This is a genomic window from Branchiibius cervicis, from assembly GCF_042661605.1.
GTDB classification, from domain to species: Bacteria; Actinomycetota; Actinomycetes; order Actinomycetales; family Dermatophilaceae; genus Branchiibius; species Branchiibius cervicis.
Map to the genome: position 1 here is coordinate 1,457,540 of NZ_JBHSWJ010000002.1, position 13,171 is coordinate 1,470,710.

A 13,171-nucleotide genomic window follows, 5' to 3' on the forward strand; every position below is an offset into this window, starting at 1 on the left:
GGTGGCCATCGCCGAACGTGGCCGCACCGTCGGGGCGGTCCTGGATGTCTTGCAACCGGAGTTCCCGGATCTCACGATCTCCAAACTGCGTTACTTGGACGCCGAGGGGCTGGTCAGCCCGTCGCGTAGTGCCTCCGGGTACCGCAGGTACAGCGCTGCCGACGTTGACCGCCTCCGGTTCGTGCTCACCTGCCAGCGTGACCGCTTCTGGCCGCTGAAGAAGATCTCCGAGGCCCTCGACGCCTACGAGCGCGGCCTGACCCCCTCCCAGGAAGTCCCGCTGCCCGTCCCGCCGGCTCCCGAGCCCGACCCGGACGTGACCGGTCTGGACCTGCAGGTACGACGCGGTGCCCGACTGACGTCGGCCGAACTGCGCCAGGGTGCGGGTCTGGACCGGGCGGCGCTGGCAGACCTCGAGGCGTTCGGGTTGCTGCGCGCCGACAAAGAGGGCTATTTCGACGAGAGCGACCTGGCGGTGGCCGCGGCGGCGGCGACCCTGCTGAGCCACGGGGTCGAGGGTCGGCACCTGCGGTTGTTCCATCTCGCCGCAGGCCGGGAGGTCGATCTGGTGCGGCAGATGGCTGCCACCACCGACGTCGAGGCGAGTGACTTGTTGCGCGAGTGCCTGGCTCTGCATGTGTCCCTCGTCCGATCGCGGCTGTCCCGACCCTGATCGCGGGGTAGCGTGGAGGCGTGCGCGAAGTAGAGGTCATGGGTGTGCGGGTCGAGATGCCGACCAACAAGCCGATCATCCTGTTGCGCGAGCGCGGCGGACAGCGGTACGTGCCGATCTGGATCGGCGCGCCGGAGGCGACCGCGATCGCCTACGCGCAGCAGGGCGTCGTTCCTCCGCGGCCGCTGACCCACGATCTGATCGTCAATCTGATCGACGGCCTGGGCCATGCCTTGTCATCGGTGGTCATCACCAAGATGGAGGAGGGGTCTTCTTCGCCGATGTGGTGATCGACGAAGACCGGCGCATCGGGTCGCGTTCCTCGGATGCCATCGCGATCGCGCTGCGTGCGAACATCCCGATCTATGTCGCCGATCAGGTGCTCGACGAAGTGGGTGTCGAGATCGCCGACGAAGAACAGGAAGCCGAGCAGGTGGAGAAGTTCCGTGAGTTCCTGGACAACGTATCCGCTGAGGACTTCGAACTCGGCCCGGATTCGGATGCTCCTCATGAGCCGCCAGCCTAAGAATAACCCTTAGGTGGACGTTGAGGGTTACGTCACCGCCTGCGACACGCCGGGCCAGCTCGTTGACCCGCCGTTGAGCCGGCCATAGCTTTGAGCAGCAACCAAACAGAACTCCGGAGGTAGCCGTGGCCCACAACGAGGCTCCGAACCGCGCGCAGGACGGCCGCGGCATCGCTCCCGCGCCCTTGCAAGGTGCGTTGTTCACCCCTGACCTGCCCGAGCAGATGACCGAGGCCGTCGGGTACCGCGGACCGGTGGTCTGCAGCACCGTCGATGTGACCTACCGGCAACTGGACTACTGGGCGCGGACCGGCTTGGTCGAGCCCTCCGTGCGTAACCCGTCCGGTTCCGGTCACCAGCGGCTGTACAGCTTCCGCGACATCCTGTTGGTCAAGGTCGTCAAGCGGTTGCTCGACACCGGTGTCTCCCTCCAGCAGATCCGCGTCGCCGTGAGTCATCTGCGGGACCGCGGGGTGGAGGACCTGGCGTCGATCACCCTGATGTCGGACGGGGCCAGTGTCTATGAGTGCACCTCCGACGCGGAGGTCATTGACCTGGTCCGCGGCGGCCAGGGCGTCTTCGGTATCGCCCTCGGCACCGTCTGGCACGAGGTCGAAGGTTCCCTGGCCGAGCTCCCGAGCGAGCGCCCGGACGCTGCGACGCCGGCCGAGCACCCCGGTGACGAACTGCGCGCCCGCCGCCAGCGTCGCAACGTGAGCTGACCCACCTGCTTCTCGATAGCGACGGCGGCCCGGATTCCCGGGCCGCCGTCGCTATATACTCGGGCTAGCTTTCGACGCCGGATGGGAGAGCTTCCGATAGGGAAGCGCCGACGGGGCAACTCTCCCCAGAACCTCTCAGGCACCAGGACCATCCGGAAGAGGCTGCTCTGAAGGTCACGTGCTGACAGAGGGGGAGACGCCGTACCTCTGCGTTCGTCTCGACCCTCAGGACTGTCATGACTGATTTCGTAACCCGGCACATCGGCCCGTCGGCAGCTGACGTCGAGCGCATGCTCGCCACGATCGGCCAGCCGTCGCTGGAAGCCCTGATCACCACCGCCATCCCCGGTGGCATCCGGCAAGCCGCGGCGCTGGACGTCGCCGCCGCCGAGTCCGAGCCGGCCGTCATCGCCGAACTACGCGCAAAGGCCGAGCAGAACACCGTTCTCACCTCGATGATCGGCCTGGGTTACTACGGCACGCACACTCCGCCAGTGGTCAAGCGCAACATCCTGGAGAACCCCGCCTGGTACACCGCCTACACGCCCTACCAACCGGAGATCAGCCAGGGTCGTCTGGAGGCGCTGCTGAACTTCCAGACCATGGTCATCGACCTGACCGGCCTGGACGTCGCGGGCTCCTCCCTCTTGGACGAAGCGACCGCCGTTGCTGAGGCAATGACCCTGATGCGCAGGGCGAGCAAGGCCGCCAAGGACGCCGTCCTGCTGGTCGACGAGCAGGTTCTGCCCCAGTCGATCGCGGTCACCCGCACCCGGGCGGTGCCCCTCGGTCTCGAAGTGGTCGTGGCGGATCTGCGCTCGGATGAGCCCCTGCGGTCGCTGGCCGGGGACCGCGACGTTTTCGGCGTCGTCGTGCAGTACCCCTCGGCCGACGGTTCGATCACCGACTGGTCCGCGCGGGTCGGGGAGGCGCATGAGGCCGGTGCCCTGGTTACTGCGGCCGCCGACCTGCTCGCGCTGACTCTGCTCAAGCCGCCGGGGGAGTGGGGCGCCGACATCGCCGTCGGCACCACCCAGCGCTTCGGTGTCCCGATGGGCTTCGGCGGTCCGCACGCCGGCTACATGTCCGTGCACTCCGGCCTCGAGCGCAATCTGCCCGGGCGGCTGGTCGGTGTTTCCGTCGACGCCGACGGCGCCCCTGCCTACCGGCTCGCGTTGCAGACCCGCGAGCAGCACATCCGCCGCGAGAAGGCGACCTCCAACATCTGCACCGCCCAGGTGCTCCTGGCCGTGATGGCCTCGATGTACGCCGTGTGGCACGGCCCGGCCGGGCTGACCCGGATCGCCCGGCAGGTCCACGACAAGACCCGTGCGCTCGCCGGCGCGCTCACATCCGGCGGCTACGAACTGGCCTCCGAGTCCTACTTCGACACGCTGACCGTCGTTGCTCCCGGCCGGGGCGTCTCGTTGGTTGCCGCCGCGGCGGGCAACGGCATCAACATCCACGGCGTTGACGCCGACCGGGTCTCGATCAGCCTGGACGAGACCACCACCGAGTCGGATCTGGCCGACCTGGCTGCCGCCTTCGGGCTCACGGCCATTCCCGCGCTGGAAGGCGAGGTCGCCTGGCCGGCCGAATTGCGGCGTACGTCGGAGTTCCTCACCCACCCGGTCTTCTCCGCTCACCACAGCGAGACCGCGATGCTGCGCTACCTGCGCACGCTCGCCGACCGCGACTACGCGCTGGACCGCGGGATGATTCCGCTGGGCTCTTGCACGATGAAGCTCAACGCGACCACGGAGATGGAGTCGATCACCTGGCCGGAGTTCGCGAATCTGCACCCGTTCGCCCCGGAGGATCAGACGATCGGGATCCGTTCGCTGATCAGCGATCTCGAGCAATGGCTGTGCGCGATCACCGGGTACGACGCGGTGTCCCTGCAGCCGAACGCCGGGTCACAAGGAGAGTTCGCCGGGCTGCTGGCGATCCACGCCTTCCACGAGGCCAACGGGGATCGCGACCGCAACATCTGTCTGATCCCCGCTTCGGCGCACGGCACCAACGCCGCCTCCGCGGTCATGGCCGGTCTCAAGGTAGTCGTGGTCAAGACCGCTCCGACCGGTGAGATCGACATGGACGACCTGAAGACCAAGATCAAGCAGCACGGGGAAAACCTCGCGGCGATCATGGTCACCTACCCCTCCACGCACGGGGTCTTCGAGGACACCATCACCGAGTTGTGCGACCTGGTGCACGAGGCCGGCGGCCAGGTCTACATCGACGGCGCGAACCTCAATGCCCTTGTGGGACTGGCTCAGCCGGGCAAGTTCGGTGGCGACGTGTCGCACCTGAACCTGCACAAGACGTTCTGCATCCCGCACGGCGGCGGCGGCCCCGGCGTCGGCCCGGTTGCGGTGCGTAGTCACCTCGCGCCGTACCTGCCCGGCACCCCCTTCGCGCCCTCCGAGGTGGGGCCGGTTTCCGCGGCGCCATTCGGTTCGGCCTCGATCCTGCCGATCTCCTGGGCCTACGTGCGGCTGATGGGCGGTGCTGGCCTGACCCAGGCGACGCAGATGGCCATCCTCAACGCGAACTACATTGCGGCGCGACTGAATTCGTCGTACCCGGTGCTCTACTCCGGCGACGGCGGTCTGGTCGCGCACGAGTGCATTCTCGATCTGCGGGGGCTGACCAAGGAGTCCGGCGTGACGGTCGACGACGTCGCGAAGCGGCTGATCGACTACGGCTTCCACGCCCCGACGATGAGCTTCCCGGTGGCGGGCACGCTGATGGTGGAGCCGACCGAGAGCGAGTCTCTTGAGGAGATCGACCGGTTCTGCGACGCAATGATCGCCATCCGGGCTGAGATCCAGCAGGTCGCGGATGGTGCTGTGGCAGCGGAGGACTCGGTACTGCGACACGCACCGCACACGGCGGTGTCGCTGGCGCGGGACTGGGACCACGCCTACTCCCGTGAGGACGCGGCCTTCCCGGCAGGGTCGACCCGCTGCGTAAGTACTGGGCGCCGGTGCGCCGGATCGATGGCGCGTACGGCGACCGGCACCTGATCTGCTCGTGCCCCTCGCCGGAAGCGTTCGAGCACCTCGGTGACTGAGGTCCTGATCGGCGACGTGCCGGGTGAGTTCGTCTCACCCGGCACGTCCCCGTCTGCGGCCGTTCTGCTGCTGCACGGTACGGCGAGCCAGCGCGACGAGGTGGGCGGACTCTACACGCGGCTGGCCGCCGCGCTCGCGGAGCGCGGGATTGCCTCTCTGAGAATCGATTTCGCGGGATGCGGTGAGAGTGGTCGACCGCAGACCGACTTCACGGTGACCTCGGAGTTGGCCGACGCCGCGGCGGCGGTGGCCTGGCTGCAGTCCCAGCCGGCTGTGTCGCCGGACCGGGTCGCTGTGCTCGGTATGTCTCAGGGCGGGATGATTGCGTTGCTGCTCGCGGCGTCCGACCCGTCCCTGTCGGGTTTGGTGACCTGGTCGGCGGGTGTCTTGACGCCGTCGGAGTTGAGCAGTGCGTTCCCGGGACTTCTGGCCGATGGGGCACCGTCGGCGGTTGTCGACCTCGGCTACCGGAGGTTCGAGTTCTCCCGGCAATGGCTGGAGGAGTTCCGGTCGATGGATCTGGCCGGTGCGGCACTGGATCTGAGGATGTCGTTGCTGGCCGTGTGCGGATCCGCCGACACGGTGGTGGATCCGGCGGCGTCCCTGCGACTGGTGTCCGGAGTCGAGAGCGCAGATCGCACGCTGGTGCAGTTGCCAGACGCCGACCACGTCTTCAATGTGCTCAGCAATGACGCTGTCGCGCAGCGCTTATTGGCTGTCACCACCGACTGGCTCGTGGCAACGTTGGCCGGGTGAGCAACCCGCCGATCGCTGAAACCCTCGCCCAGGCATCGGAGCTGCTCGGTCGACCGTTGACCTTGGTCGGCGAACCGTTGCCGTCGGGTTCGCGCCATCTGGTCCTGCGGGTTCGCTCAGGTGACGAGGCCTCGGCCATCGTCAAGCGGCGTCTTGATCCGTCCCTGTCACCTGAAGCCTCGGCGCTGATGGTGATGGGCGACTCGTCGGTGACCCCAGCGTTGATAGCAGCCACCCCCGAGCTGCTCATCATGGAAGACCTGGGAGATCATCCGCACCTTGCCTCGTTGCTTCTGGGGAACGACCCGCTGGCCGCGCGCGGCGGTGTGCTTGCCTGGGCGCGCAGTCTCGGCGTGTTCCACCGTGCCGGCCTCGACGCACGCGCTCGTTTTCTGCAGCTCGTACCTGAGCACGACGACTACATGCCCGGACTGCTCGCCGAGGCAACCGACGATTTGGCGAGGCGGGCGCAGGACCTGGAGATCGACGTACGTCACGACTTTTCCGCCTTGACCCAGATCAACTTCCGCACACCGCTGCAGGTGCTGTCCGCTGGCGATATGTGCCCCGATAACAACCTGATGTCCGGCGGACGGGTGCACTTCATCGACCTGGAGTTCGCAACGCTGCGGCACGTGGCGTGGGATCTTGCCTATCTGATGGCGCCCTGGCCGTCCTGCTGGTGCGCCTGGCGCCTGCCCCCTGAGCTGGTCGACGCCGCCCTGGCGTCGTGGCGCACGGGCTTCGGCGCGGTCGACTGGCCTGAGCTCGAACGCGACCTTCGGCTGGCGACGGACGCATGGCGCTGGTTAGCGGTCAGTTGGTTGCTACCGTCCCTCGCTACCGGGTGGCCGGAGCGTCCGGACCGGCCGGCGCCGCCGGTCGCGGATCGCATCGTGGATGCGCTGGACGAGTTGTCGGTGAGTGCCTACCTGCCTGAACTTCGCGACACCGCAATGCATTTCGCGGTTGCGATCCGAGCAAAGCATTCAGCGGGCCGGCTCGGGGTGGCGAGGGCATGGCGGTAGGGCCGGACTGGCTGTCAGGGTATCGGCGGGTGAGCAACGCCGGACCCCGGCTCGTGATCCTGCGCGGCAACAGCGGGTCCGGGAAGTCGTGTGTTGCCTCTGATCTTCAAGCAGCCAACCGGGGCCGGGTAGCGCGGATAGGGCAGGACGCCATACGCCGTGACCTGCTCAAAGCCGACGACGCGCCTGGCACACTCGCCGTCGATCTCATCGATGACACGGCTCGGTGGTGCCTGGCCAGGGGTCTCGACGTGGTGGTTGAAGGCATCCTGAACGCAGGCATATACGGCGACATGCTGCGGCGTTTGGTGGCCGAACATCAGGGGTATGCGGCGGCGTACTACCTCGACATCCCGTTCGAGGAGACTCTCCGGCGGCACCTGACCAAACCGAACCGGAACGACTTCGGCGAGTCGGAGATGCGCGAGTGGTATCGCCCGCGGGATCTGGTCGACGGGCTCGATGAGTCGGTGATCGACGCCACCAGCTCGCGGCTGCAGACCGGCGTGACCATCGCCCTGGCCGCCGGGTGGAAATCTCCGCGACGTCGATCCTGACGGCGACCAGGGTCAGCCAGGACCGGAGTGGTCCCGACAGGCCGTGGACAGTCATCGCGCACTGACTTTGCCGGAATTGCTTGCCAGGAAGGCACGGTGCCGGCATTCTGTTAGGAAACTTTCCTGTTAGTCCTGAACGGTGCTCTGGCTAACGGGCTCAACGATGGGGGAGGTGCTGTTTCAGGTGAAGGGCGGAACGCCGCGCACGTTGCGCGGCATCAACGACAGGGTCACCCTCGACCTGCTCCTGGAGCGTGGCCCGTTGTCACGGACGCAGGTGGGTGAACTCACCGGACTCTCGAAACCAACTGCGTCGCAACTGTTGAGCCGCCTACAAGATGCGGGTTTGGTCGTGACCCAGGGCATCGAGAACAACGGACGAGGTCCGAAGGCTCAGTTGTACGCAATCGATCCGACGGCCGGTTATGCCGCAGGTGTTGATGTCACATCGACGCGTGTTGCGGCGGCGGTCGCGGACGTCACCGGATGCGTTGTCGGACGATCAGTCGTACCGACGCCCAGGCGCAGGTCGGTCGGCCCGGAGGCAGCGGTCACCGAGGCGGTTGACGCAGCCTGCGCAGAAGCCGGCATCGACCGAAACTTGCTGCGGCAGGTTGCGATCGGAACGCCCGGCGCCTTCGACCCGCAGACCCAGCACTTCCGGTACGCCCGTCATCTCGCCGGTTGGCACACTCCCGGCCTGCTCGACCGGCTTTCGGATGCGCTGCAGGTGCCGACGGAGGTCGCCAACGACGTCAACCTTGCAGCGACTGCGGAGCAAGCCGTCGGCGTGGCGCGTGGTGTGGATGATTTCGTGCTGCTCTTCGCGGAGAACGGGCTGGGTGCGGCCATCGTGATCGACGGTCGGGTTCATGCCGGTGCGACCGGCGGCGCCGGTGAGGTGGGCTTTCTTCCGGTGGCCGGAGCGCCGCTGGTCCGTGATGTCCGCCGGACCAACTCCGGTGGTTTCCAGGATGTGGCGGGCGGGCCGCAGGTTCTTGCATTGGCGAGGTCGGTCGGGCTTCGGGCCAGGACGCCGGAGCAGGCTATTCGGGTGGCTCTTGACGGAGCCGAGGGAGCTGCGGAGTTCCTGCAGACCGTCGGTGCTCGATTCGCCGTCGGCATCGCCGCGATTGTCGCGGTGGTCGATCCCGCGTTGGTCGTCCTCTCCGGCAGCGTATTGACCGCCGGCGGGGAAGACCTTTTGAAAATCATTGCTGCTGAACTGAATTCGATCGCCGCCGCTCAGCCTCGGCTTGAGCTGGCCGCCGTTAACGAAGAGCCCGTCCTCACGGGGGCGCTGCACCGAGCACTGGAGCTTGCGAGGCAGGACATCTTCGACACCACTTCGACGCAGGACATTTCTCACACCACCAGGAGAATTCGATGAACCGTTTGGGATTGGGCCGCCAGAGCGTGACGGCGGCTGCGTGTCTGGCTCTTGCCCTGTCAATGAGCGCCTGCGTGGGCTCCTCGCAGTCGGGGAGCAGCGATGATCCCAATGCCAAGGTGACCATCACGTTCTGGCACGGGTGGAGCGCGCCCGATGAGGTCAAGGCCATCCAAGGCACGATCGACGCCTTCGAGAAGACCCACCCGAATATCACGGTCAAGGCAGTCGGCAACATCACCGACGACAAGATCAACCAGGCACTCCGAGCCGGTGGCCCGGACGCTCCCGACGTCGTCTCGTCCTTCACCACTGACAACGTGGGGGAGTTCTGCACCTCCCACGCGTTGGCCGACCTCAGCCCGTTCTTGAAGAAGTCAGGGGTGGACGCTGCCGCCACGTTCCCGCAGGCGCAACTGGACTACACCCAGTTCAAGGGGAACCAGTGCGCACTACCTTTGCTCAGCGACGCGTACGGCCTGTACTACAACACGGACATGTTCAAGGCCGCCGGGATCACTGATCCGCCGAAGACCTTGTCCGAATTCGACGCTGACGCGATCAAACTGACCAAAACCTCCGGAGGCACCTACTCCCAGCTGGGCTTCATGCCGCTGTATCACGGCTATGAGTCGTCCATCAGCCACTTCGCCGCGCAATTCTCGCCCACCTACTTCACCGCCGACGGGAAGTCGAACGTGGCGAACGATCCGCCGCTGGCGGATACCTACGACTGGCAGAAGGACCTGGTGGGCAAACTCGGCGGGTACGCCGACCTCAGCAAGTTCCGCACAACCTTCGGCGACGAGTTCAGCGACAACAACCCGTTCATGACGGGCAAGGTCGCCATGGCGATCGACGGTGAGTGGCGGGCCGGCATGATCGACGCCAGCAAGTCTCCCATCCACTACAACGTGGCACCGTTCCCGGTGCCGGACGACCTGGTCAGCCAGTACGGCAAGGGGTACACCACCGGAACCATCGTCGGTATCGCGTCCAACAGCAGCAAGCAGAACGCGGCCTGGGAATTCGTGAAGTACCTGACCACGGACACCGACGCCGTCGTGAACTTTGCCAACGCGATCCACAACGTCCCGTCCACCAAGGCTGCGTTGGCTTCGCCGAAGGTGAGCCAGGATCCGCACTTCCAGACGTTCATCAAGATCGCGCAGAACCAGTACAGCAACACCACGCCGTCCAGTCCCAACGGCGGTGCCTACCAACTGACCCTGCAGAATTTGGGGTACGACTACGAGTCCGGCAAGCAGACGGATCTGCCGGCGGGCTTGAAGAAGGCAGCTCAGCAGATCGACAACGACATCGCGCAGAGCAAGTGAGCCCGCGGTGACCGTCGAAGCATCATCCGGTCGGTGGCGCGGCCGAACCCGCGCTACCCCGGCCCTGCGGGCACGCCGGCGCCGTGATGTGGTCCGGACAGTGGCCTTCCTGTCGCCGTGGCTGATCGGCACGGGACTGTTCTTCATCTATCCGTTGATCACCACCGCATGGCTGTCGTTCAGCCACTACGACGGATTCACCAGTCCGACATGGGTGGGGCTGACCAACTGGCACTACGTGTTCACGGCGTACCCGTTCTTCTGGCCGGCAATGCGGAACACGCTGTGGTTCGTCGTGGTACTGGTCACCGCTCGGGTGGTTGCCGGTCTGGCACTTGGCATGCTGGTGTTGAAGATCAAGCGCGGCAGCACCGTGCTACGAACCTTGTTCTACGCACCCTTCCTCGCTCCGCCGGTGGCCGGCACGCTGGCGTTCGTCTTCCTGCTCAACCCCGGAACCGGCGCAGTCAACCAGCTGCTGGCCACGTTGGGTCTGCCCCAACCGGGCTGGTTCACCTCCCCGGCCTGGTCGAAGCCCGCGCTCACCCTGCTCGCCTTGTGGGGGGTGGGTGACCTCATGGTGATCTTCATGGCCAGCCTGCTCGACGTACCGCGCGAGCTGTACGAGGCGGCCGAGCTGGACGGGGCGGGCGCGATCAACCGCTTCCGGCACGTCACCTTGCCGCACCTGCGACCGATCATCGGATTCGCCGTGATCACCGGTGTGATCGCCACGATGCAGTACTACACCCAGCCTCTGGTCGCCGGGCAGGTCGCCAGCGGACAGATCGGGGGCTCCGGTCAGCAGGTCGAGCCGGGCTACCCGGATGGGTCGACGCTGACCTTGCCGCAACTGGTCTACAACCTGGGCTTCCAGCGGTTCGACATCGGCTCGGCCTGCGTGGTGGCCATGGTGTTGTTCGTGTTCTCGATGGCCTTCGCCGCATTCCTGATGCGTCGACGCAGTGGATTCATGGGGGAGGACTGATGAGCGCAGCGACGGTCACACCTGTTGCCTCGGGCACCCGCCTGAAGTCGGTCTTGCAATGGATCGCCCTGCACGTCTTCGCGATTGCGGCCGTCCTCTTCTTCGTCCTGCCGTTCGTCTTCGTCGCGCTCACCGCGGTGATGAGCGACCAACAGTCGCTGACCTCGGAGCTGTGGCCCGATCCCTTCGTCTGGCACAACCTGGTCGACGTCTGGCACACGCCCGGTTTCGCCACCTGGTGGCGCAATACGTTGATCTACGCCGTGTTCGGCACGACACTGACGCTGCTGTCCAGCATCCCGGTGGCCTACGCGCTGGCCTGCTTCCGATTCCGCGGCCGCAATGTCGCGATGATGGCCGTCATCGCGACCATGATGTTGCCCCCACAGGTCGCGATCATTCCGTTGTACCTGGTGTGGTCCAAGGACTTGGGACTGACCGGAACCCTCTGGCCGTTGATCATCCCCATGGCGTTCGGGGACGCGTTCTCGATCTTCCTGTTGCGCCAGTTCATGCTGACCGTCCCACGTGAGTACCTCGAGGCGGCCAAGGTCGACGGCTGTAGCGACCTGCAGATCCTGCTGCGGGTGGTCATCCCCATGGTTCGGCCCGCGATCGCGGCTGTCGGGTTGTTCCAGTTCTTCTACTGCTGGAACGACTACTTCGGACCGCAGATCTACACCAGCGAGAACCCGGCGGCCTGGACGCTGAGTTACGGCCTGCAGTCCTTCAAGAGTGCCCACCACACCAACTGGAACCTCACGATGGCCGCGACGCTGCTCGTGATGGCACCCGTGATCATCATCTTCTTCCTGGCTCAGAAGGCCTTCATCGAGGGAGTCGCGTTGACAGGAGTCAAGGGTTGAAAATCGTTGTCGTCGGGGGAGGTTCGACGTACACCCCCGAGCTTGTGGACGGCATGGCCCGACTGCGCGATGTTCTCCCGGTCGACGAGTTGGTGCTGGTCGACCCGGACTCTCACCGGCTCGATCTGGTGGGCGGGTTCAGCCACCGAATCCTGGCCGCCCACGGACACCCGGCCAACCTGCGCACCGAGACGTCGCTGGACCGTTCGCTGGAGGGTGCCGACGCGGTGCTGATCCAGTTGCGTGTCGGCGGACAGGAAGCGCGATCCGGAGACGAGAGCTGGCCGCTGGAGTGTGGCTGCGTCGGTCAGGAGACGACGGGTGCGGGTGGTCTGGCGAAAGCCCTACGCACTGTGCCGGTGGTGCTTGACATTGCCGACCAGGTGCGTCGTCGGGCGCCCCAAGCCTGGATCGTCGACTTCACCAATCCGGTGGGTATCGTCACCCGGGCTTTGCTGGAGGCCGGCCACCGGGCCGTCGGCCTGTGCAACGTGGCGATCGGTTTCCAACGTCGTTTTGCGCGCCTGCTGGGTGTTCGTCCCGATCAGGTCGCACTCGACCACGTCGGCCTGAACCACCTCACCTGGGAGCGAGCGGCGTACGTCGACGGAACCGATCGTCTTCCCGAACTGCTGAGGACCAACGCGGCCGAGCTGGCGCACGAGATCGAACTACCCGAAGAGTTGCTGCACACCCTGGGCGTCGTGCCGTCGTACTACCTGCGCTACTACTACGCACACGACGAGGTAGTGCGTGAACTGCTCGATGCTCCCACCCGTGCCGCACGGGTGAGCGCCCTGGAGACCGAACTCCTGCAGATGTACGCCGATCCAGGGCTGACCGAGAAACCCGCCTTGCTCATGGAGCGCGGGGGCGCCTACTACTCGGAGGCGGCGGTCGACCTCATCGCGGCGCTACTGGGCCAGCAGACGCAATCCTCGAGGCAAGTGGTCAACCTGCGCAACGACGGAACGCTTCCGTTCCTGCCCGATCACGCTGTCATCGAAGTCCCGGCGCTCGTCGGCCACGACGGCGTGCGCCCCACCCCGATCGCGGAGGTGGACCCGGTGTTCGCGGGATTGGTCTCGGCCGTCACGGCGTACGAACACCTGGCGCTCGACGCGGCGCTGCACGGCGGCCGGGCTCGCGTGTTCAAGGCCTTGTTGGCACACCCCTGGTCGGGCAGGTTGACCGCGCCAACGGATTGACCGATCGGCTGATCGCCCATAACCGCGAATACCTGACGTGGGC

At 66.1% G+C, this 13,171-nt stretch carries 10 protein-coding genes, 2 pseudogenes and 1 riboswitch; all 12 genes and pseudogenes read left to right on the forward strand.

From position 1 onward, the window contains the following. Position 1 precedes the first annotated feature (1 nt). The 12 genes and pseudogenes from ftsR to ACFQBT_RS07790 all read left to right on the forward strand — a co-directional run bounded on the left by ftsR (position 2) and on the right by ACFQBT_RS07790 (position 13,128). Positions 2–673 (forward strand): transcriptional regulator FtsR, encoded by a 672-nt coding sequence (ftsR, locus tag ACFQBT_RS07735; protein WP_377821704.1) that lies wholly within the window; start codon positions 2–4, stop codon positions 671–673. Between the two features lie 20 nt (positions 674–693). Next, positions 694–1,199: pseudogene (locus ACFQBT_RS07740) on the forward strand (bifunctional nuclease family protein). 125 nt (positions 1,200–1,324) lie between these two features. Continuing rightward, complete coding sequence (locus ACFQBT_RS07745; protein WP_377821706.1) at positions 1,325–1,921, forward strand: MerR family transcriptional regulator; 597 nt, start codon at positions 1,325–1,327, stop codon at positions 1,919–1,921. Between the two features lie 72 nt (positions 1,922–1,993). Then, positions 1,994–2,082: riboswitch (glycine riboswitch) on the forward strand. Between the two features lie 75 nt (positions 2,083–2,157). Then, positions 2,158–4,997: pseudogene (gcvP, locus tag ACFQBT_RS07750) on the forward strand (aminomethyl-transferring glycine dehydrogenase). Next, the gene (locus ACFQBT_RS07755) at positions 4,990–5,754 is read left to right on the forward strand and encodes an alpha/beta hydrolase family protein (RefSeq protein ID WP_377821708.1); all 765 of its coding nucleotides are present in this window, start codon (positions 4,990–4,992) and stop codon (positions 5,752–5,754) included. The pseudogene gcvP and the gene ACFQBT_RS07755 overlap by 8 nt, the downstream one beginning before the upstream one ends. After that, positions 5,751–6,782 (forward strand): phosphotransferase family protein, encoded by a 1,032-nt coding sequence (locus ACFQBT_RS07760; protein ID WP_377821710.1) that lies wholly within the window; start codon positions 5,751–5,753, stop codon positions 6,780–6,782. The genes ACFQBT_RS07755 and ACFQBT_RS07760 overlap by 4 nt, the downstream gene beginning before the upstream one ends. Positions 6,783–6,811: 29 nt before the next feature. Next, the gene (locus ACFQBT_RS07765) at positions 6,812–7,339 is read left to right on the forward strand and encodes an AAA family ATPase (protein WP_377821712.1); all 528 of its coding nucleotides are present in this window, start codon (positions 6,812–6,814) and stop codon (positions 7,337–7,339) included. A gap of 172 nt (positions 7,340–7,511) precedes the next feature. Next, entirely contained in the window at positions 7,512–8,729 is a 1,218-nt protein-coding gene (locus ACFQBT_RS07770) for an ROK family transcriptional regulator (RefSeq protein WP_377821714.1), read from the forward strand. Continuing rightward, complete coding sequence (locus tag ACFQBT_RS07775) at positions 8,726–10,066, forward strand: ABC transporter substrate-binding protein (RefSeq protein ID WP_377821716.1); 1,341 nt, start codon at positions 8,726–8,728, stop codon at positions 10,064–10,066. Before ACFQBT_RS07770 ends, ACFQBT_RS07775 begins: the two co-directional genes overlap by 4 nt. 7 nt (positions 10,067–10,073) lie before the next feature. After that, complete coding sequence (locus ACFQBT_RS07780) at positions 10,074–11,054, forward strand: carbohydrate ABC transporter permease (protein ID WP_377821718.1); 981 nt, start codon at positions 10,074–10,076, stop codon at positions 11,052–11,054. Continuing rightward, positions 11,054–11,920 (forward strand): carbohydrate ABC transporter permease, encoded by an 867-nt coding sequence (locus ACFQBT_RS07785; RefSeq protein ID WP_377821720.1) that lies wholly within the window; start codon positions 11,054–11,056, stop codon positions 11,918–11,920. The genes ACFQBT_RS07780 and ACFQBT_RS07785 overlap by 1 nt, the downstream gene beginning before the upstream one ends. Continuing rightward, on the forward strand, positions 11,917–13,128 hold the full coding sequence (locus ACFQBT_RS07790; protein WP_377821722.1) for a 6-phospho-beta-glucosidase: 1,212 nt from the start codon (positions 11,917–11,919) through the stop codon (positions 13,126–13,128). Before ACFQBT_RS07785 ends, ACFQBT_RS07790 begins: the two co-directional genes overlap by 4 nt. Positions 13,129–13,171: the final 43 nt, after the last annotated feature.